General features: G+C 51.9%; 17 protein-coding genes. 5 read left to right on the top strand and 12 right to left on the bottom strand.

Annotation, left to right across the window (positions count from 1 at the left end):
- Positions 1 to 11: 11 nt before the first annotated feature.
- From BM231_RS26010 to dctP, 4 genes are all read right to left on the bottom strand, one after another.
- Positions 12 to 1,376: a TolC family outer membrane protein gene (locus BM231_RS26010; protein ID WP_063290605.1), complete on the bottom strand. Its 1,365-nt coding sequence runs from the start codon at positions 1,374 to 1,376 to the stop codon at positions 12 to 14.
- Positions 1,377 to 2,031: 655 nt separating this feature from the next.
- On the bottom strand, positions 2,032 to 3,321 hold the full coding sequence (locus BM231_RS26005; protein WP_093524237.1) for a TRAP transporter large permease: 1,290 nt from the start codon (positions 3,319 to 3,321) through the stop codon (positions 2,032 to 2,034).
- A complete protein-coding gene (locus tag BM231_RS26000) occupies positions 3,318 to 3,920 on the bottom strand; it encodes a TRAP transporter small permease (protein ID WP_093524235.1) in 603 nt (200 codons plus the stop codon). Before BM231_RS26000 ends, BM231_RS26005 begins: the two co-directional genes overlap by 4 nt.
- Before the next feature lie 81 nt (positions 3,921 to 4,001).
- The gene (gene dctP, locus BM231_RS25995; protein WP_093524233.1) at positions 4,002 to 5,036 is read right to left on the bottom strand and encodes a TRAP transporter substrate-binding protein DctP; all 1,035 of its coding nucleotides are present in this window, start codon (positions 5,034 to 5,036) and stop codon (positions 4,002 to 4,004) included.
- Positions 5,037 to 5,640: 604 nt separating this feature from the next.
- Between dctP and BM231_RS25985 the strand changes: the two genes are divergently transcribed.
- From BM231_RS25985 to BM231_RS25975, 3 genes are all read left to right on the top strand, one after another.
- Positions 5,641 to 6,519: a MurR/RpiR family transcriptional regulator gene (locus BM231_RS25985; protein ID WP_063311731.1), complete on the top strand. Its 879-nt coding sequence runs from the start codon at positions 5,641 to 5,643 to the stop codon at positions 6,517 to 6,519.
- Between the two features lie 24 nt (positions 6,520 to 6,543).
- Positions 6,544 to 7,395, top strand: coding sequence for a carbon-nitrogen hydrolase family protein (locus tag BM231_RS25980; RefSeq protein WP_093524229.1), 852 nt, complete (start codon positions 6,544 to 6,546; stop codon positions 7,393 to 7,395).
- A gap of 138 nt (positions 7,396 to 7,533) precedes the next feature.
- Positions 7,534 to 8,331, top strand: coding sequence for an enoyl-CoA hydratase-related protein (locus tag BM231_RS25975; protein WP_093524245.1), 798 nt, complete (start codon positions 7,534 to 7,536; stop codon positions 8,329 to 8,331).
- Positions 8,332 to 8,409: 78 nt separating this feature from the next.
- Here the strand turns inward: BM231_RS25975 and BM231_RS25970 are convergent, their stop codons facing one another.
- From BM231_RS25970 to BM231_RS25940, 7 genes are all read right to left on the bottom strand, one after another.
- Complete coding sequence (locus tag BM231_RS25970; RefSeq protein ID WP_063307844.1) at positions 8,410 to 8,628, bottom strand: formate dehydrogenase subunit delta; 219 nt, start codon at positions 8,626 to 8,628, stop codon at positions 8,410 to 8,412.
- A 100-nt stretch (positions 8,629 to 8,728) separates the two neighbouring features.
- Positions 8,729 to 11,599, bottom strand: a complete 2,871-nt coding sequence (gene fdhF / locus BM231_RS25965; RefSeq protein WP_093524227.1) for a formate dehydrogenase subunit alpha — start codon at positions 11,597 to 11,599, stop codon at positions 8,729 to 8,731.
- A gap of 4 nt (positions 11,600 to 11,603) precedes the next feature.
- Positions 11,604 to 13,160, bottom strand: a complete 1,557-nt coding sequence (locus tag BM231_RS25960; protein WP_093524225.1) for a formate dehydrogenase beta subunit — start codon at positions 13,158 to 13,160, stop codon at positions 11,604 to 11,606.
- A complete protein-coding gene (locus BM231_RS25955) occupies positions 13,160 to 13,636 on the bottom strand; it encodes a formate dehydrogenase subunit gamma (protein ID WP_063297700.1) in 477 nt (158 codons plus the stop codon). The genes BM231_RS25960 and BM231_RS25955 overlap by 1 nt, the downstream gene beginning before the upstream one ends.
- Before the next feature lie 104 nt (positions 13,637 to 13,740).
- On the bottom strand, positions 13,741 to 14,637 hold the full coding sequence (locus BM231_RS25950) for a LysR family transcriptional regulator (protein ID WP_093524223.1): 897 nt from the start codon (positions 14,635 to 14,637) through the stop codon (positions 13,741 to 13,743).
- Positions 14,638 to 14,841: 204 nt separating this feature from the next.
- Positions 14,842 to 15,681 carry an EamA family transporter gene (locus BM231_RS25945; RefSeq protein WP_208860665.1) on the bottom strand — a complete coding sequence of 280 codons (840 nt, stop codon included), beginning with the start codon at positions 15,679 to 15,681 and terminating at the stop codon, positions 14,842 to 14,844.
- A gap of 214 nt (positions 15,682 to 15,895) precedes the next feature.
- Positions 15,896 to 16,669 carry a DeoR/GlpR family DNA-binding transcription regulator gene (locus tag BM231_RS25940; RefSeq protein ID WP_093524219.1) on the bottom strand — a complete coding sequence of 258 codons (774 nt, stop codon included), beginning with the start codon at positions 16,667 to 16,669 and terminating at the stop codon, positions 15,896 to 15,898.
- Between the two features lie 214 nt (positions 16,670 to 16,883).
- On the opposite strand from BM231_RS25940, the gene BM231_RS25935 reads away from it, so the two are divergent.
- Positions 16,884 to 18,398, top strand: coding sequence for an alkaline phosphatase family protein (locus tag BM231_RS25935; protein WP_093524217.1), 1,515 nt, complete (start codon positions 16,884 to 16,886; stop codon positions 18,396 to 18,398).
- Between the two features lie 59 nt (positions 18,399 to 18,457).
- On the opposite strand, the gene blaPSV is transcribed toward BM231_RS25935, so the two are convergent.
- A complete protein-coding gene (gene blaPSV / locus BM231_RS25930; RefSeq protein ID WP_093524215.1) occupies positions 18,458 to 19,324 on the bottom strand; it encodes a PSV family class A beta-lactamase in 867 nt (288 codons plus the stop codon).
- 265 nt (positions 19,325 to 19,589) lie between these two features.
- On the opposite strand from blaPSV, the gene BM231_RS25925 reads away from it, so the two are divergent.
- Positions 19,590 to 20,468 carry a LysR family transcriptional regulator gene (locus BM231_RS25925; RefSeq protein ID WP_093524213.1) on the top strand — a complete coding sequence of 293 codons (879 nt, stop codon included), beginning with the start codon at positions 19,590 to 19,592 and terminating at the stop codon, positions 20,466 to 20,468.
- The last annotated feature ends 122 nt before the right edge of the window (positions 20,469 to 20,590 follow it).

Below are 20,590 nucleotides of genomic sequence, written 5' to 3'. Positions count from 1 at the left end.
AGATTACACCATCAACGAAGTGGTTCAATCTGGAAACCCGCAGCTTGAGGGAAGATCGATGTGTTCCCGCGGCGGTCCGCTCTTGATTCAGCTGGTGGAGTGATGTTGAACATCGCCAGCAGGTTACCAGTGGTACCTTGCAGCTGATAGGTAGAGAACTTCAGAATATATTCTGCAGAGATCAGATCGATACGGCTGTTAAACAACGCGTTTTCTGCGTTCAATACATCCAGCAATGAGCGCTGACCAATGTTGTATTCCTGACGGTAGCCACTCACAACACGCTGGTTGGCAGAAACGGTCTGACGCAGAGCGGAGATGCGCTCGCGTGTTGTTTGCACAGACGCCCATGCCTGCTCAACAGCTTCGTCAGTTTCGCGGCGCATACGATCAACACGTGCCTGTGCTTCTGCATGCTGCTCAACCGCACGGCCACGCATCGCACTGTCATAACCGCCATTGTAAAGGTTCCATCTCAGACGAACCATGATGCGGTAGTCATCGCTACGACCTTCATAACCGTTCAGGTCATCTCCGAAGTTGGCAGAACCATTCAGAGTAACCCGTGGCATAAAGGAAGAGTTGCTCTGCTCAATCGCAAAACCAGCAGCATCCGTATCAGCCTCTGCTGACAAGATCAGCGGATTGCTCTGACGAGACATTGCCAACGCAGAAGACAAACTCTTTGCAGCAGCTGAGTTTGCAGCAGAAACAGCACCTAGATTGCTTGGAGCGACACCAACGACGCGGCGATACTTAGCCATTGCATCCAGCAACGACTTACGCACGCTTGCTGTAATCATGCGAGTAGCGGCAACGCGTTCCTGCACCTGAGCAAGATCAGCAGCACCAGTTTCACCACCATCGTAACGCTCTTTCACTTCACGTGCGAGACGCTGGTGAAGTGCCGTGTTTTCTTTAGACTTGTTCAGAATCTTCTGATGGCGCACAACATCGACATAGGCTTCAACAGCATCAAGTGCGATCGCTTCAGAGCGTTCCAGAACACGCAGAGCAGCACCATCAACACGGGCGCTCTGGCGATAGATCTCATTCACTGAGCCGAAACCGTCAAACAACAGCTGCTCAGCTTCAACACTCACCTGCTTGGCGGCACGCCACTGCTCGGTGGTGTTGGATTGTGCCCTGCGCAAGCGCTCCGCACCAAAAGAAGCATTCACACTCAACTTCGGCATGAACGCACTTTGAGAAGCACGCAATTCCTGATCACGCGCCCTTCTGTTTGCAGCGGACTCTACAATGTCTGGATTAGTGAGAACGGCGGTTTCAACAGCATCTCGTAAAGACGCAGAATGAGCAGACGTCACCCCCAACGCGCACATCAACAGTGCAACAGAAGTACCTCGAAAAAGCATTGCCTACACCCCAATGACTTTTCCATGAACGGCGTTTACCTCAAACAACCAAAGGCAGCGGTGTTTCATCATTACAGCGCCCCTGATTTTCCGGCCATGGGAAAAACAAAAAGAAAATCTAACAGAGTAAAATCACGTGTAGAGATTTTTATCAATATATTTTTTCATAGTACAAATGGTACCCTAAAATCTCAAGATATCACCCAACCATAAGCAAGCTAAACCAAATAAAATACATAGATGAATACAAGAACACTCAAATAACAAATCAAATCATGCAAAACGCATTACAGCTAAACATGCGAAACACCTCATCAAAAATAGAATAACAAAGAAAGAACATCAATTGTATTCAATCCAAAAAAGTACTGAGCATATATAGAAAGATAAAATTTTATAGATATTCATTCACTCCCTCTAAAATACCACCTGTCATTGAATTTTATTTACGCAAGCGGTCTCTGAGAAATCCAACAGTTCCCACAAGTTAACTATAAGACCCAAAAACCGAATACTGATTCTTTTAGTTTCACCCTACCCAAAGCCTTAGCTCTCAAGCTCAAGATCCCCTTAAAAACTCAGGGGCTCCCTCACAAAAAGAGGCGGATGCCATCGACATCCGCCTCTTTCAAATCTGCATCATTTTGCAAAACGCTTAGTTCAGCAGCAAGTTTGGAATGTACAGAGCCAGCTGCGGAATGAACGTGGTCAACACCAGTGTCGGCAACCATGCAAAGAAGATGAACATCAGCGTCGGCTTCAGCATTTTGTCGACAGAGGTATCCGTCACCTTGGATCCCAGATACAACAGTGGCGCAGTCGGCGGCGTGATGTTCGCCATGCCCAGGTTGACGCCCAGAACAGCCGCAAAGTGGATCGGGTCCATGCCAACGCCCTGCACAATTGGCAGCAGCAGCGGTGTGGAGAGCAGGATACCGGAGATATCATCCATCAACATACCGATGATAATCATCACCAGGTTCACCATCAGCAAGATCATGATTGGATCTTCTGAGACGGAATAGACAAACTCTTCTGCAATCGCTGGGATGTCTTCAAAGATCAGGAAGCGGCTAACGATCAGCACCATGAAGATCATCGCCATCACCACACCAATGGTAATGCCGGAATTCAGCACGGTTTCGCGGAAGGTCTTCCAGGTCAGGCCACGGTAGATGTAGATCGCAACAGGGATCGCATAGATCACAGCCACACCAGCAGCTTCTGTCGGAGTCATCACACCGCCATAGATGCCGCCAAGAATGATCACTGGCATCATCAGAGCAGGAAACGCCTTCAGACCACGCTTCTTGAACTCGAAATTGAAGTTCTCCGGACGCTGCTCCAGCTTGATGTCTTTATGTTTACGCAGCATGAACTGGTTCACGACGATCAGCAGCGTAATCAGGATCAGACCCGGAATAACCGTAGACAGGAACGCACGCAGCACGGACTGCTGAGCAACCCACGCATAAAGAATGTGAGAAGCACTTGGCGGAATGAGAAGGCCAAGAGGTGCTGCACTCACAATCAACGCAGCAGACTGCCCCTGAGGATAGTTTGCCTTGCGCAGGTGAGGCATCATGATGCCACCGATACAGGTCAGGGTCGCGTTTGCACTGCCGGAGATAGAACCGAAAATACCGGAGGCAAGCACCGTCGCCGCAGACAAACCACCTTTGATGTGCCCAATGAACAACTCAGCAAGCGCAACGAGAGGGGCAGCAATGCGGCCCTTCTCCATAATGCCGCCTGCAATAATGAACAGCGGAATAGCCAGCAGCACCACGGAGTTCATTTTCCAATGACCGGTTGGCAAGTAGCCCGCCACATCGTGGCCGCCCATATAGGCGAGGTAAACAAGAATTGCGCCAAACGCCAGATGAACGCTAACACCAAGCAGCAACAGGCCGCAAAGTATGGCTATGGATCCTACAATAATCATTGCGCAGCCCCTTGTGTTATTATTGCTTCTTCTTCAGGGTCGACACTTTCCGCGATTTCGCGCGGCTCGCGCTCTGGCCATTTCGGGCCATTTCTGAGCAGCAGATAGAAGTGCAGCACAGCAAATAGGCTCATAAACAGGAAGCCAAGGAAGATACCAAGACGCGGCACAAAGAACGGGATCTTTAGCGCAACAGTGGTCTGCCAGATTGGGTAGGATGCAAGTTCCTCCTGAAGCATCAGGTAGCCCCAATACGTCACAGCGGACAGAACACCGATCTCGATAACTTCAACGGCAATCTCACGCCACCAGATGATGCGTGGATTTTTAATCAGAAAGCCAAGCACGTCTGCGTTGACATGCTCTTTGCGTGCTGAGGCGACAGCAGCTGCCATGAAGAACATCCAGAAACTGACGGTCATCAGCCATTCTTCATAGGCGAATAGGTTGCCACCAAAGCCATAACGGACAATCACCACCATAAAAAATGTGAGCGCCATGATTACACCGCCTGCTGTAATCATGAGGTTCATCAGTTTAATGAGGCCGTTCAGCGGCTTAGCCACTGGCTTCGGAAGTTCGCTTGTCAGAATACTCATCTGATATGCCCTTCGTTATGAAAACAAAACACTCATAGAAAAGGCCGACGCAGAGTATGCGTCGGCCTCGAAGAGAAGGGCTTATTTAAAGTCTTTCTTCAAACGGTCAATGGTGTCCTGACCAACAACTTCAGCCATTGCAGGCCAAACCTGTTCACGAACACGCTCAGCAAGAACTTTTTCCTGCTCAGGTGTGAAGCTCAGGACTTCGTAACCGGACTCTACGAGTTTCTGCTTGAAGTTCGCATCGTTCTCTTTGTTGAACTGGAAGTACTGCTTGGAAGCTTTATCAAACGCAGCTTTCACAACAGCGCGCTGCTCTTCGTTCATCTTGTTCCAGGTCTTCATAGAACCGTAGAAAGAGTTGATTTCAGAGATCGCATTGTACTCTACGAAGTACTTACCAACATTGGACTTTGCGAAGATGGTGTAAGCAGCCTGTTTGGTGCAGCACAGAGTGCCATCAACAATACCGGACTGCATTGCAGGGAACATATCACCCCAAGCCATTGTGGTGGTGTTGTAGCCCAGAGTTTCAGCCATGTCTTTAACAACAGCAGAAGACCAAACACGGATGTTCATGCCTTTGTCGCCAAAGCCTGTGTAGTCTTCAGGCTTCTTGTTCGCAACAACACCAACAAAACCTTCAGGGTTGTGGTTGAACAGCTTCAGGCCAAGTCTTTCAAGACGCTCGTTGATGATCTTGTTGTACTCGGAATCCGGGTTCAACATTACGTTCTCCAGATCATCCCAGCTGGTGAACAGGTAAGGCATGGACATGATGTCAAGCACAGGGTCTTTGTGGGAGTAGATGAACGCCATCACAAAGTCCACGTTACCGCGGATGGTATCTTCAACCAGAGACTCACCGGAACCGAGCTGGCTTGCAGGGAAGACAGAAACTTTCAGGCCAACATCAGCAGCCTCAATTTCCTTTTCGATCTGCTTCAGCATTTTGGTGCCTTCGTGATCGACAGGTACCGTACCAGCGATTTTCAGACGCAGATCAGCAGCGTAAACGGAGGACGCCAGTGTCAAAGCAACTGCACTTGCTGCACCTACGCTCAATACGCGACGGAAACCCTTTGATACAGATTTAAGGCTAGGTTTGTTCATTCTTGTCTCCCTAATAACCATCCAGATACGCATCTATTGCTTATCATTGGCTCCCGGATGGCCGATTATGCCTCTCGCAACACTGGTGACTTGCGTCAAATCGTGTCACTCAAGATTTTTAGATTGCTACAGCTCAGGGGCCGCAATCAGAAACATCTTTCATTGCTCTTGATGAGCGATGTCCCTGTAAGTGCTTATCCCCTTCTGCCGAATAGATGCGAAGAACTGGCAATAAAGCGCAGTGCGTTTCACATGCATACTTTTACTAACTCGGGAAACATACTAGATATAATTCAAATGATCCATATTTTTTTCACTATTGACCATTTGTCACCTTATGAACTAGTCATATCTACTGAATTTGAAGAAATTTTGGGCGGAAAGCTCTTCAAATTATAGCGATTTAGGCAAACCAAATGGCAGCAGCAACTTTCTGCATCAAAAAAAGACACTGATATATCAATTTAATATCGGTCAAAAATCGTGAGTAATATCGAAGGTGCAGAAACACGCAGCGCAAAAATCGAGAATTTTGAGTGGCTGATACATTTGATCCATTTGCACCAAAAAATTTGAAACAATGATTCGTTTGGGAGGGGAAACTATGACGAAAAGCTATCAGGAGACGGTTGATCAACTCACGAAGGCCTATCCAAATCTAAGCAAGCAGCTCAAAAAAAGCGCAGCTTACGTCTTGGAATACCCAAGTGATGTCGCCACCCTGTCCATGCGTCAGGTTGCAGCCCGCGCAGACGTCCCTCCTCCCACAATGAACCGCCTTGCGAAGTCGCTTGAGTTCGGCACCTACAATGCCTTGCGTGATGTTTATCGTGGCGGGTTCGAGGATTTTTCCTCCAACTATCCATCCAGGGCCGGAGAGCTGCAGGCCACACATGGGACTTCAGATATTGAAGCTTCCTTGCAGAGCTTCAAAAGCGCAGCTCTTGGCAACCTAAAGCATTTATTCGACACCGTCGATCGGGATCATCTCCAGCAAATTGTCTCGTCACTGGCAACAGCCCGTAACGTGGTTGTTGTTGGCATGCATGCATCCCATTCTCTCGCAAATTACCTGCACTATGTCGCCTCCATGTGTTTTCGCAACTGGCGACTCATCAATCGCAAGAATGGCGAAATCGCGGATCAGGTTGAGTACATCAATGCAGATGACGTTGTCGTCGCAATCTCCCTGAACCCGTGCGCTGCAGACACAGTACTCGTTGCAAAACGGGCCTATGAAGTGGGTGCAAAGGTCGTCGGCATCACCGATACCAGAACATCCCCGCTTGCCACTTATTCAACCGACCTCCTGCTCACCCCAGTTCAAAGCCCGCATTTCTTTGAGAGTTACGTCGCCACTGCGGCACTTCTGGAAATGATCCTTGGCTTACTGGTGGCAGATAGCGGGCAGGTCGTCATCGACAACATCACAAGGCTGGAACGCTGCCGTAATGAACTCGGCGAATACTGGCCAGACCAATAAACCAATAAGAACTCGGAATACTATATGACAAAGCTCAGTCTCCTTGCCGGTCAGATCAACATTCCTGCAATGACCACAGCAGACCAGCGAGACGCACACGTGCGCTCCGTGACCGCCAAGTTGCATCAGCAACTCACTACAAGGCCACATGATCTGGTTGTTTTACCTGAGCTTTCGACCGTTGATTACTCCAGAGCCGCCTTCGCTGAACTCAGCGTACTGGCAGAAGACCTAGACGGCCCCTCCGTCAAAGCATTTGGCACTTTGGCGAAAGAGCACAACACCACAATCGTTTTTGGCATGCCGCGCAAAGCAGAGGATCACTACAAGATCTCTCAGGTCGCTGTCGGGCCTGATGGGGCGGTCATCGGCTACTACGATAAGCTCCATATCTGTCAGTATGGTGCATCCATGGAGAAGGAATACTTCGAGAAAGGTGACCACCTTTTCACGTTCTCCGTGAAGGGAATAAAGGTTGCGCCAATCATCTGCTATGACATCCGTATTCCTGAACTCAGCCGTACATTGGCCCTGCAACACGGCGTTGACCTGATCTTGCACAGCGGCGCGTATGCCCGGGATGAAAGCTTCTTCAGCTGGCACGATTTTGTGGTCACCAGAGCTTTGGAAAGTCAAATCTTCTTCCTCAGCCTCAACCGCGCTGGTGAGAACTTTGGCAACTCCACGTTCTGCCCACCATGGACGGACGAGAACACACCACGTGTCTCCTTCCCGCAGACAGACGAGCATTTTGCAAGCATCGAGCTGGACACAGCAACGCTGGATCAGGTGCGCGAAAATTACACCTTCCGCAAAGACCTGCTGCAGGACTACGCCGGGTTGCAGCATCAGGAGCCTGAGCTCCTCAACCAATAGCTATCTCTGCGCGCGCAAGTTTTCCCTCTAGTATCACCCACAAGAATGCGAAGCACAGCGATTTCCTTTGAACTTCAGTTGATTGGAAATCGCATTCAAGGCTCGCAGCACTGCATTTTTCTGGAGGGGAAACACATTATGACAGATCTGCCAAGTCTCACCGATGCAATTCTGACGCTTGAAAACCGCGTGGCGACACTGACCATGAACCGTCATGACCTGCGCAACGCTTTGACGGGATCTGCCCTCATTGACGACATTGTTGCAACTGCAGAGTGGGTGAACACCTGCCCAGACGTCTCTGTCCTCCTCCTCTCGGGCGCAGGATCAGCCTTCTCCTCAGGCGGCAACATCAAAGATATGGCAGAACGTGGCGGCGACTTTGCTGGCAATGTGGCTGAGGTCGAAAACCATTACAGACGCGGCATCCAACGCATCCCCCTTGCCATGCAGAATGTGGAAGTGCCGGTCATTGCAGCCGTCAACGGCCCTGCCATTGGAGCTGGCTTTGACCTTGCCAACATGTGCGACATCCGCCTTGCTTCCACCAAGGCCAAGTTCGGTGAGACCTTCCTGAACTTGGGCATCATCCCTGGCGATGGCGGCGCGTGGTTCATGCAGCGCTTAATTGGTTACCAACGCGCAGCAGAGCTCACCCTGTCAGGACGTATTATCAACGCGCAGCAAGCCAAAGAGTACGGCCTTGTATTGGATGTGTACGAGCCAGACGACCTCATGGCGGAAGCCAACAAGATGGCTCAGCAGTTCGCCTCCCAGCCCCCAAAGGCCACGCGCCTCACCAAACGTCTGCTGAAGATGGCCCAGCGTACAGAGTTAAAAGACTTCCTCGATCTGTCCGCCTGTTTCCAGGGCATGAGCCACAATGAGCCGGAACATCTGGAAGCCGTGCTCGCCTTTATGAAAAAGATGAAATAAGGCCGCAAACAAGAAGAGCGCTGCATACTGGCGGATACCCGACAGCATACAGCGCTCATTCAAGAAACGAGAGATGCCTTATTTCGCAGGCCTGCGAATGGAAGGTTCCGCTTCCAAAACCAGCGGATTGAGCCCTTCTCCACCATCCTTTACGATAGCAAACAGCTGCAACCGCATGCGCGGCTCCCAAAAATCATTGATGTGATCGGCAATACCTGCAACCGCCTCTTCATGCGGCTTATGCTTGAAGAAACCAGCAATCTGGTTTGCCATGTAGGTGAGCTTTTCTGGTGCCATACCCGAGCTCTCCTCCCTTTTAAATTCTCAGTTCCATTGAACCAGACTGCACAAGCCTCTCTCAAGTCAGAAAAGCTCATGCCGCCCAGCGTCAATGCACTTATTCCGCAGCTTCAATCCGGCGCGACCGAGCAGCATGTTCCTGATACTCTTCCTGCCAGTCTGTCTGACCGTTGGAAAGAGAAACCTGAACCGCAGTCACCTTGTATTCCGGGCAGTTCGTCGCCCAATCGGAATAGTCGGTCGTCACCACGTTTGCCTGTGTCGCTGGGTGGTGGAACGTGGTGTAAACAACACCCGTTGAAACACGGTCCGTCACATTTGCCCGCAAGCTGGTTTCGCCAGAACGGCTCATAAGCTTGAGCCAGTCACCATCTTTAATGCCGCGCACTTCTGCATCATGCGGATGAATCTCCAGCACATCTTCCTCATGCCAGACAACATTGTCAGTACGCCGTGTCTGGGCACCAACATTGTATTGGCTCAGAATACGGCCAGTGGTCAAAAGCAGCGGGAAGCGTGGTCCGGTCTTCTCATCCGTCGCGACATAGTCGGTACGAATGAAACGGCCCTTACCACGAACGAACCCGTTCAAATGCATGGTTGGCGTGCCTTCTGGCATCTCATCGTTACAAGGCCACTGAACAGAGCCCTTCTCTTCCAGAAGGTCATACGTCACATTGGCAAAGCTTGGAGTGGTTGCCGCAATCTCCTCCATGATCTGCGAAGGATGCGTGTAATTCCACTCTGCGCCCATGGCATTGGCCAACAACTGGGTCACTTCCCAATCCGCATAGCCATTGCGCGGCGCCATCACTTTGCGTACGCGGTTGATACGGCGCTCAGCATTGGTGAATGTCCCGTCCTTCTCAAGGAAGGTAGATCCCGGCAAAAACACATGCGCATAGTTCGCGGTCTCATTCAAAAACAGGTCATGAACGATCACACATTCCATAGCTGCGAGGCCTGCAGCTACGTGCTTCGTATCAGGATCAGACTGCAAGATATCCTCACCCTGCACGTAGATGCCCTTGAACGTTCCCTCAACAGCCGCATCAAGCATGTTCGGAATACGCAAGCCCGGCTCATCAGAGATGGTCACACCCCAGATTTGCTCATAAATATCACGTGCATCTGCATTTTTCACATGGCGATAGCCCGGCAGCTCATGCGGGAATGACCCCATATCACAGGAGCCCTGCACGTTGTTCTGACCACGCAGCGGATTAACACCAACACCTTTCTTGCCGATGTTGCCTGTCAGCATGGCAAGGTTCGCAATGCCAATAACGGTCGTAGAACCCTGACTGTGTTCCGTCACGCCAAGACCGTAATAGATCGCGCCATTGCCGCCACGCGCATAAAGCCGTGCCGCACCGCGTACTTCCTCAGCAGGAACGCCTGTTAGCAACTCAGCAGCTTCCGGGCTGTTGGCCGGATTAGAGACGAACTCAACGTAATCCTGAAACTCATCCATATCACAGCGTTCACGAATGAAGGCTTCATCGAACAAGCCTTCAGTTACGATCACATGCGCCATTGCCGTCACAATGGCAACGTTCGTTCCCGGACGCAACGCCAGATGGTGCGATGCCTTGATATGCGGAGACTTCACCAGATCAGTCCGGCGCGGATCAATCACGATCAGTTTTGCGCCCTGACGCAAACGCTTCTTCAGACGAGAACCAAACACCGGATGCCCGTCTGTCGGGTTCGCCCCGATAACCAGCACCACATCAGAATGCTCGACACTGTCAAAGTCCTGCGTCCCCGCAGAAGTGCCAAACGTCTGACCAAGGCCATAACCGGTTGGCGAATGACATACGCGTGCGCAGGTGTCCGTGTTGTTGTTTTCAAACACGGCACGGGTCAGCTTCTGGACAAGGAAAGTCTCTTCATTGGTACAGCGAGAGGACGTGATCACACCAACAGACTCTTTGCCGTACTGCTGCTGAATGCCCTTCATCTTGTTCGCTGCAAAACTCAGCGCTTCATCCCAGGACACTTCCCGCCATGGCAGATCAACGCTCTCACGAACCATCGGGTTGAGGATACGGTCCTGATGCGCAGCATATCCGTATGCAAAGCGGCCTTTCACGCAGGAATGACCACGGTTCGCTTTGCCGTCTTTATACGGCACCATACGCACCAGCTCATCACCGCGCATCTCAGCCTTGAAGGAACAACCAACACCGCAATAAGCGCAGGTCGTCACAACAGAACGTTCTGGCTGCCCAATGTCGATCACGGACTTTTCCTGAAGCGTCCCTGTCGGACACGCCTGAACACAGGCACCGCAAGACACACACTCAGAATCAAGGAAACTCTCAGACATCCCCGCAGTCACGCGAGAGTCAAAGCCACGACCAGTAATGGTCAGTGCAAAAGTACCCTGCACTTCCTCACAGGCCCGCACACAACGCGAGCAGACAATGCATTTGGCAGGATCGTAGGTGAAATAAGGATTGCTCTCGTCCTTTGGCTTCCAGCAGGCATTCACCTCACCGCCGCCATCACGCATTTTAAAGTGGTTCTGCGCATCAGCACCATAGCGCACATCCCGCAGGCCAACCGCTCCGGCCATGTCCTGCAGCTCACAGTCACCATTGGCAGCGCAGGTCAGACAATCTAGCGGGTGATCAGAGATATAAAGCTCCATCACACCACGCCGCAGGCCCTTAAGGCGATCCGTCTGGGTACGAACCTGCATCCCCTCTTCCACCAGAGTGGTACAGGAGGCAGGCGTTCCACGGCGTCCTTCAATCTCCACCAGACACAGGCGGCAGGAGCCAAAGGCATCAACCATATCCGTCGCGCACAACTTGGGAACCTGAATACCAGCTTCCATGGAAGCCCGCATCACAGAGGTGCCCTCAGGTACGCTCACATCAAAACCATCAACATTGATGGTGACAGTCTTTTCAGCGGTCGATTGAGGAGTGCCGTAATCTGTTTCTTTAATCAGGGTCATGGGTTCACTCCGCAGCGTCTGTTAATGGCTTTACATGAAAATCCTGCGGAAAATGCGTCAGAGAACTCATCACAGGATAAGGTGCAAACCCGCCAAGAGCACACAGCGAGCCCATTTTCATCGTATCGCAAAGGTCAGTGAGCAACTCCACTTGCTGCTCCGGCTGATCCCCCTCGGCAATTCGGTCCAGCACTTCCACACCACGCACAGACCCAATACGGCACGGCGTACACTTGCCGCAGCTTTCAATCGCACAGAACTCCATGGCAAAGCGTGCCTGCTTGAGCATATCGACCGTGTCATCAAACACCACGATCCCCGCATGGCCAATCATGCCATTACGCTCAATAAACGCCTCATAATCAAAGATCGTGTCAAACAAAGATGGCGGGAAATATGCACCCAGCGGTCCACCAACCTGAACAGCCTTCACCGGACGACCACTCAAGGTGCCGCCGCCGATATCGTAAATCAGCTCGTTGAGCGTCAGACCGAACGCCGTCTCAAACAACCCGCTGTTCTTGATATTGCCAGTCAGCTGGATCGGAATAGTCCCGTGGGAGTAGCCAACACCATAATCTCGGTAAAACCGCGCACCGCGATCCATGATGATCGGCACAGACGCCAGCGACATCACATTGTTGACCACAGTCGGGCAGCCAAACAGGCCCTCAATCGCAGGAAGTGGAGGCTTGGCTCGCACGATACCGCGTTTGCCTTCAAGGCTGTTGAGCAGTGAGGTTTCCTCACCGCACACATAAGCACCAGCCCCTTCACGCACTTCCATATCGAATGCGTGATCAGAGCCCATCACGGAAACTCCAAGAATACCGGCTTTGCGCGCAATCTTGATCGCGTCCTGCATAATAGCAACCGCATGCGGGTATTCAGAGCGGGTGTAGATGTACCCCTTGGTCGCGCCCACCGCGATACCCGCAATGGTCATGCCTTCGATGAGAACGAACGGGTCGCCCTCCATGATCATCCGGTCAGAGAACGTACCACTGTCCCCTTCATCGGCATTACAAACGATATATTTCTGCGCACCTTGCGCCTTCAGCACAGTGTTCCATTTGATGCCTGTCGGAAAACCAGCGCCACCGCGGCCACGCAGACCACTGTCGGTCACGTCCTGCACAATCTCCGCAGGCGTCATCTCAAGCGCACGCTTCAAGCCAAGAAAACCGTGATGCATCTCGTAATGTTCAAGAGAAAGCGGATCAGTGATGCCACAGCGTGAGAACGTCAAACGCGTCTGTCGCTTTAGATAAGGTATCTCTTCGGTCAAGCCATGACACAAAGGATGGTCACCACCATCCAGCAGGCCCGCATCCAGCAGTCCTGCCACATCAGATGGCTTCACCGGACCATAGGCTATCCGGCCCTGCTCGGTTTCAATCTCAACCAGCGGCTCCAGCCAGTGCATACCGCGAGATCCGTTGCGGACAATTGTCGCCTCAACATCACGAGCGCGCAATTCGTCAGCAAGCGTCTCAGCTACGCGGTCAGCGCCAACCGCCAAAGCAGCAGCATCGCAAGGAACATAAAGGACAGCACCCATCACTTCACCTCCTCAACAAGCTTCAGTACAGCATCTTCATCAAGGCGACCATGCAGGTTGCCATCCATCATGGCAGCTGGTGCACACGAGCACAGGCCAAGGCAATAGACCGGCTCCAGCGTCACCTTTCCATCAGGCGTGGTTTCGTGCCATTTGATGCCAAGGTCTCTTTGAATGTCATCTGCAAGCTTTTCGCCGCCCATCGACTGGCAGGCTTCTGCACGGCAAACCTTCAACACATGGCGTCCGGCAGGTTCCGTACGAAAGTCGGGGTAAAAACTCATTGTGCCGTGCACTTCAGCACGGCTCAGGTTCAACCGATCTGCGATCTTTAAAAGCGCATCCTCGGGAACATAACCAAATTTCCCCTGCACATCGTGCAGGATTGGCAGGAGCGGCCCTTCCTGATGTTCGTGGACATCAATAATCGCGGCCGTTTCTTTTTCTATATCCTGCGATTGCGTCTGCAAGGCCATAAAATCCTCCCTCCTCGCACGTCAATGCTTCGTGTTGGCACAATATGTCGCAGGCAATCAATATGATATATCCGTTGGGCGATTGCACATCCCTATCAAGGAAATCACGTAGAGAGCTCTTTGCCCTGCGATATTCTAGTAATTCTCTTCAAAAAAATGTCCAAAAGCGGCGCACGAGGCTCACGCTGCGTCGCAATCAATCCAACCATAATACTGGCATAAGGATCAGAGATCGGGATGATCTCCAGATGATCAGAGGCAATTGTCTGCGCCACGGCCTGCGGGATAATCGTCCCCCACCGCCCGGTACGCACATGCGCCAGCAGGCACATGATGGAATCTGACTGCAGTACAGGCTTTGCCACCACATCAACATCATGCAGGATATTGTTGATGATACGCCGACATTGCATGTCACTGGTCAGCAAGCACAGCGGAACCCTGCTCACATCCTCCAGCGTGGCATTCTCACGGCCAGAAAGCGGTCCGCCTTCAGCCACCACAAAACAGTAACGCTCCCGGTAAAGCGGGATTTGTAAAACCCGCCCCAAAGGCTCGTTGTCCAGATAGGTCAGCCCCACATCAATTTCCAGATTTTCCAACTGCGCCAGAATCTCAGAGGACGGACGCGAGAACACTGCAAAATCAACGCCCGGGTTTTCCTCGCTAAAGCATGTGGTGAGTTCGGGAACATACGTCAGAGCTGTGGGAATGGAGGCAATCCGCAACGTCCCAGATTGACCATCACTGACCGCCTTCAGCTCCTGCTTCATGGTCCGCGTATCAGCAACAAGCTTGCGGGCCCATTCCAGCACCCGCTCCCCTTCTGGCGTCAGGCCCTGAAAACGCGAGCCACGCAGAACCAAAAGAGCGCCAAGCTGTTCTTCAAGATGCTTGATGTTGGCCGAAAGCGTCGGTTGCGTCACACCACACTCGTCCGCCGCCTTCCCAAAATGCTTCTCACGCGCCAACGCAATAAACATCTCCAGCTTGTCGATCATGGGTTATCCTCGCAAACGTTCCCGCAACACCATCCATCAGTGGGCATCAACCTGTCAGGCCAATACCGCTCGGGATTGCTCATATCCTCCTACAAGCAATCCCTTAGATGTTTTTTCTTAGCTCTCAAATGAACTAGCATATTCAGAGCAAGAACGATAACGCGGAACATCAAGAACACGGCGAGGTTTGGATAAACTCTGCAATCAGACGTTCATACCAATGAAGCTAACACCAGCGACCATGAATATAGCGGCCAGCATGCGGCGCACCCAGTTGCCTTCACCCAGGACGATAAAGCCGATTAAGGCGGCAAAGATGACGGAGGTTTCACGCAAGGCTGAGACAGCGCCCAGCGGTGCAAAGTTTTTGGCGTAAAGCACCAGACCATAAGCAATCATGGAAACCAGACCACCCGTGAGACCCAGGGCCCATGTTCTCTTGGAAAGGCTTGGCAAAACAGACCACCGCCGCACACCAATGAATGCCGCGATAAAGACCTGCAAAAACGCACCCCATGCCCAATAGCTCAAGGTATTACCGGAGAGCCGGACACCAACACCGTCAACCAGCGAGTAAGCGGAGATACAAACACCCGTGGCAACCGCAAACCCAAGCGCCGCACCACCAACACCTTGCCGCAAGGCAGACCAGCTGGACATCTGAATACCAAACCCAATCAAGCCAATGCCAAACCACGCCCAGAACGGCAGCACTTCGCCCACAAACAGCATCGCCCATAAGGAGACCAGCGCCGGGACAATACCGCGTGCAATGGGATAGACCACACTCAGGTCCCCATGACGGTATGCCTGCCCCAGCGTGTAATAGTAGACAAAGTGAATGCAGGTGGAGAGCGCCACGTAGCCAAAACTCTCAGGTGCTGGCAAAGGCAGGATCATGATCATCACACCCGCTGGGATCACATGGCCGAACGCCACAAGTCCGAGGGTGAGTGTGCGGTCACCTGCTGTTTTAACAATCGCATTCCAGATCGCATGCAGCAGTGCTGCCGCAAGGATTATCATTATGATGGATAGGCTCATCAATCAAAACCATTCGTAGTGTGGAAGCCTGCCCGGCAGCTTTTTTAAAGCTCCATCATCCAAGCTGCGACTGACCTCGCAACACCAGAAAACCGACTTCCATCTTGTTTTATCTATCTTTTAAAATGCCGTAATTTCGAAGGTTTTCGATTTCTGCATCTGGTTGCCTGTGTGCAGCTTTAAGCAAACTACAGGCGGGTAGTCTTGTTTCAACTCAGCTTTTTCGGGAGGCAATGAGGCATTGAATACCCCAGTCCGCAAACGCAGTCGCAAACGGCTCTTCAAGCGGGCTGTCGGTCACCACATAATCCACCTGCCGCGGATCTGGTCCAATATACGGTGCTGTCTCACTCAGCTTGCCATGATCAAACGCAACCAGCACTTGATCCGCTTTCTCTGCAATGGCTGCACTCAGTTGGGATTCAACACTGCTTTGATAGAGAAACCCCTTGCTGGCAGAGACTGCATCAAGGCTGAAGATGGCCATATCAAGCGCGAACCGCTGTACCTGACAATAGGTGTCGTAACCAAAGGTTCCCCGATCATTGACCTGCATTTCACCACCAAGCAAATGCACGCGGTTGCCGTTCACATTCACCAATGTCTGCGCAACTCCAATCGAGTTTGTGACCACCGTCAGGTTCTTCCGCAATCTCAAGTCCTCCGCCACATATGCAGTGGTTGAACCGACGTCCAGATAGACGGTCATGCCATCTTCAACCACATCACACACAACAGAAGCGATCAGCCGTTTCTCATCTGTACGCTGTGAAATCCGACGAAAGAAGCTTGGGTCGTTTTGCGAGCTCGCCAGATACGCCCCACCGCGCACCCGCTGAACCTCAGAGGTCATGGACAAAGACTTCACAGTCCGTCGTACGGTCTCTTCAGAAACATCCAGCGCCTTTGCCAGATCAGCATTACGTGCTGACCCGCCAAGCCGTTTCAAAACTTCCAGAAGTTCCAGTTCGCGGTGGCTATGAGACATCTGCCCCTCACGTTTGCGCTGATAATCACGTTATGCGACTGCCTTACTCCACAACTACAGTCAAATTCCAACACATACGTCGAATTATGTTGGTTTTTGTGCGTAGCTGTGGATTATTTGCTGGCAAACGACCACAGTTACATCTCTCTTTCATATTGCCGGAGTAACGGTCTGTCGGACTGCGCCACACCTGTGGCTTTGGGGGATCAGGAACATGCAAAACAAACGCAATGTGCTTTTTATCATCATCGACCAGCTGCGCGCGGATTGTGTGTTCGGTGAACTTGGCAAACACGTAGACCTGCCAAACCTACGCGCGTTCATGGAAGAGAGCGTCACCTTCACGCGCCATTTCTCTGTCACCAATCCCTGCGGCCCGTCCAGAGCATCACTGCTGACAGGGCAATACGCCATGAACCATCGCTCCGTTCGCAATGGCACGCCCCTGCGCCACGACACGCCCAACATCGCAACGCAAATGCGCAAGGCAGGCTATCTGCCCATGTTGTTTGGATACACGGACACCTCACAGGATCCCCGTGCCTTCCACCCAAACGATCCAGCAGTCAGAACCTACGAATACCCAATGAACGGCTTCCATGAGATGATGGAGATGCGCATGGATATGTCTTATCCATGGCAATCCCACCTCATGAATCAGGGTTATAAATTTGAGAAGTACTGGGACGTCTACAAACCAGTCTCACCAGAAGGCAAAACACCACGCCTCAATGATCCTGCGCTCTATGCAGCCAAGGACAGCGATACGGCATTTCTGACAGACGCCTTCCTGAAGACCATGCCGGCCTACAGCCAGCAAAACTGGTTCGCCCACCTCACTTACATTCGGCCTCACCCTCCGCTCGTCGCCCCTGCCCCGTATAACGACATGTACGACCCGCAGAGCCTGCCGCAACCAGAGCAGCTGGAAAGCATGGAAGACGAGCAAGCCCAACATCCGTTTTTCGCTCCAGTGATGCAGAACAACAGCGCAGCCAGCTTTGTTGAAGGCTTCCCGGATCTGGAACCAACCGACGAAAACATCCGCACCCTGCGCGCTATCTATTTGGGGCTGGCTACAGAAGTCGATCACCATGTAGGCCGTGTTGTGCAGTTTCTGAAAGACACAGGACAGTACGACGATACCATGGTGGTGATCACAGCTGACCATGGCGAGATGCTGGGCGACCATCACAGCTGGGGGAAAATGACCGTTTATGATGCGGCCTACCACACCCCGCTCATCATCCGCATGCCAGAGGGAGAGTGCGGAACGCAGGTCTCACAGGTCACAGAGTCCATCGATATTATGCCAACCATTCTGGAATGGGTCGGGCAGGAAGTCCCAAGCTCAGTGGACGGCAAATCCCTCCTCCCGTTCCTTAAAGGCGAAACACCTGAGGACTGGCGCACTGTCTCCATGTCTGAGCTGGACTTCGCAGATCCACTGCAGCCAACACTCTGGCAGCAACAGTTAGGTACCAAACTGGACAACTCCTGCCTGAGCATCTTACGCGATGAGCGTTTCACACTTGTGGAATTTGCAGCCGATTTACCCCCCATGCTGTTTGACGCACAAGGCAAAGGTGAAATGGAAAATCTCGCGGAACAGCCGGAGCATGCTCAAACACTGGCCCGTATGACCCGTGAACTCCTCCGCCACCGTATGAAGAACATGGACAAGACCCTGTCCAACTGGATGATCACAACAGACGGTCCGAAACGCTGAACCCAAAACGGGGCATCACATCATGCCCCGTTTCTCACCAAAAACAGACAACCAGTGGATCAACGCTGCTTGATCTCCTCAATCATCGCCTTACCAATCTCAGCGATTACCGCATTGCGCTGCTTAAAACTCGCATCACTGCCCATCATGTAAACCGCGGCAAGATAAGGCGCGCCAGTGTCCGGCCAGATAACACTGATAATCCCACGCGAACCATTCTGACCTCCACCGCTCTTGTCTGCAATGCGCCAGCCCTTCGGCAGGTGCTTTCGAATCAACTCATCCGCAACCTTGTCATCCACCATCCACTGCTGCAGCTGTGCGCGGGAAGACGGGAGCAACACATCCTCAAACAGCAGCCTGTCCAAAGTCTTCAGCACCGCAGAAGGTGTGGTGGTATCACGGGAATCTCCGTGCTTGGCTTCATTCAGCGCTGGCTCATTCCGGTCCAGACGCGTCACGCGATCACCAAGCCCACGTAAGAATCTGGTCAACCCCTCCGGCCCATCAACACGTTTCAGAAGCAAGTTTGCAGCAGTGTTATCGCTCATGGTGACCGTCGCTTCACACAGCTGGCCAACACTCATTCCTGAAGCCACATGGTTCTTGGTGACAGGAGAATAAGAGACGAGCTCGGTTGCTTTGTAAGTGACAAGATCATCAAGGCTCTCTTCACCGCGATCAACACGGCTTAAAACAGCCCCGCAGAGCAGTGCCTTGAACGTGCTGGCCAGGGGAAAGCGCTCATCCTCCCGGTGTTCAATCCCCCACTCGGATCCAGTGTGCTGCAACACAACCCCAATTCGGCCACCAACCTCACTCTCCAGACGAGTGACAGTGTCCATCAGCTCTCCAGAGACCGCAGCAGATGGCAGTCCCCAGACAATAGCAAGAGTGCAAGAAAAACCCCTCAAAGGTGTACGCATTCTTTGAAAAAGACGCCGCATAGTCAAACTCCTAAAATGACAAAGAGCGTGCCCAAAACAAATAATTCTTATAGTTTAGATACAGCTTGGCCATTACCGCAAAGCCTAGCACTCAGCAGCATAAATTCGCCAAAACCTGCGTTTAAATCTGAAATGTCTTTGTAATGGACACCTTACTAGTCAGATGCACCTTCAGACCTAAACACTTTTAGGTAGAGCCACAAACGACTAATTCTCGACACAAATATTAGAAAAACTAATAGGCATGGACCGTCCAAATATCCCCCTCAACGCCCTGCGCGCCTTCGAAGTCGCAGCCCGGCAAGGCAGTTTTACCCGCGCTGCAATCGAGCTGCGTGTCACACAAGCTGCTGTAAGCCATCAACTTATCGCGCTGGAAGAACTGCTCGGCACATCTCTTTTCCACCGCACACCAAAAGGTCTGATCCTCACCGATGAAGGCACAGTCCTACACCCCATCCTCACCCAAAGCTTCGACAGGATCGGAAATGTCCTCGATCGTTTTCTTGATGGTCGCTATCAGGAAACTCTCAATGTGGGCGTTGTGACCACCTTTGCAACTGGCTACCTCATAGAGCGGCTGCCAGATTTTCAGCAAAAACACCCCGGTGTGAACCTGCGCCTGTTCACCAACAACAACCGCGTCGACATAGCCAAAGAAGGCCTTGATATTGCAATACGATTTGGAGAAGGTCTCTGGCCTGGCCTGCAAGCGATACCATTGCTGACAACACCTTTAACCCCCTTATGCTCACCAGATATTGGAGCGTCCCTCAAAACCCCTCAGGATCTCACCAAGCACATTCTTTTCCGGTCCTACCGTTCAGATGAATGGGAATTATGGTTCCAAAACGCATCAACGCCTTGCCCAAAAATAACAGGCTCAGTCTTCGATTCATCCGTCGCCATGGCCGACATGGTCGAAGCTGGCCTCGGCATCGCGCTTCTGCCCTACGGCATGTTCAAGCGCAGAATATCAGAGGGCCGTTTAGTCAGACCATTTCCTAACGAGATCACAACCGGCAAGTACTGGCTCACCCACCTCAAATCCAAACCAACCACACCAGCAACCACCCTCTTCAAAAACTGGTTACTTTCTGAGCTGCCCGAGCACGTAGCCTAAAGACCTCCATGTCTTATCACCGCGCAAATGGATGATGAAACAACGCAACGAATTGAAAGAAAAACCAAAACCTATCCCACACGTCTTCAACCTATTTTGACTGGAGTGCTTTTCAGGAACCA

Origin of the sequence: Pseudovibrio ascidiaceicola (assembly GCF_900114245.1) — a bacterium.
In the GTDB taxonomy this organism is placed as follows: Bacteria; Pseudomonadota; Alphaproteobacteria; order Rhizobiales; family Stappiaceae; genus Pseudovibrio; species Pseudovibrio ascidiaceicola.
This window is presented reverse-complemented; position numbering and strand designations above follow the sequence as displayed.

What these genes read in the sequence shown, in the direction of transcription:
- BM231_RS26010 (WP_063290605.1), bottom strand. Translation starts at nt 1,376, where the DNA reads ATGCTTTTTCGAGGTACTTCTGTTGCACTGTTGATGTGCGCGTTGGGG.
- BM231_RS26005 (WP_093524237.1), bottom strand. Translation starts at nt 3,321, where the DNA reads ATGATTATTGTAGGATCCATAGCCATACTTTGCGGCCTGTTGCTGCTT.
- BM231_RS26000 (WP_093524235.1), bottom strand. Translation starts at nt 3,920, where the DNA reads ATGAGTATTCTGACAAGCGAACTTCCGAAGCCAGTGGCTAAGCCGCTG.
- dctP (WP_093524233.1), bottom strand. Translation starts at nt 5,036, where the DNA reads ATGAACAAACCTAGCCTTAAATCTGTATCAAAGGGTTTCCGTCGCGTA.
- BM231_RS25985 (WP_063311731.1), top strand. Translation starts at nt 5,641, where the DNA reads ATGACGAAAAGCTATCAGGAGACGGTTGATCAACTCACGAAGGCCTAT.
- BM231_RS25980 (WP_093524229.1), top strand. Translation starts at nt 6,544, where the DNA reads ATGACAAAGCTCAGTCTCCTTGCCGGTCAGATCAACATTCCTGCAATG.
- BM231_RS25975 (WP_093524245.1), top strand. Translation starts at nt 7,534, where the DNA reads ATGACAGATCTGCCAAGTCTCACCGATGCAATTCTGACGCTTGAAAAC.
- BM231_RS25970 (WP_063307844.1), bottom strand. Translation starts at nt 8,628, where the DNA reads ATGGCACCAGAAAAGCTCACCTACATGGCAAACCAGATTGCTGGTTTC.
- fdhF (WP_093524227.1), bottom strand. Translation starts at nt 11,599, where the DNA reads ATGACCCTGATTAAAGAAACAGATTACGGCACTCCTCAATCGACCGCT.
- BM231_RS25960 (WP_093524225.1), bottom strand. Translation starts at nt 13,160, where the DNA reads ATGGGTGCTGTCCTTTATGTTCCTTGCGATGCTGCTGCTTTGGCGGTT.
- BM231_RS25955 (WP_063297700.1), bottom strand. Translation starts at nt 13,636, where the DNA reads ATGGCCTTGCAGACGCAATCGCAGGATATAGAAAAAGAAACGGCCGCG.
- BM231_RS25950 (WP_093524223.1), bottom strand. Translation starts at nt 14,637, where the DNA reads ATGATCGACAAGCTGGAGATGTTTATTGCGTTGGCGCGTGAGAAGCAT.
- BM231_RS25945 (WP_208860665.1), bottom strand. Translation starts at nt 15,681, where the DNA reads ATGAGCCTATCCATCATAATGATAATCCTTGCGGCAGCACTGCTGCAT.
- BM231_RS25940 (WP_093524219.1), bottom strand. Translation starts at nt 16,669, where the DNA reads ATGTCTCATAGCCACCGCGAACTGGAACTTCTGGAAGTTTTGAAACGG.
- BM231_RS25935 (WP_093524217.1), top strand. Translation starts at nt 16,884, where the DNA reads ATGCAAAACAAACGCAATGTGCTTTTTATCATCATCGACCAGCTGCGC.
- blaPSV (WP_093524215.1), bottom strand. Translation starts at nt 19,324, where the DNA reads ATGCGTACACCTTTGAGGGGTTTTTCTTGCACTCTTGCTATTGTCTGG.
- BM231_RS25925 (WP_093524213.1), top strand. Translation starts at nt 19,590, where the DNA reads ATGGACCGTCCAAATATCCCCCTCAACGCCCTGCGCGCCTTCGAAGTC.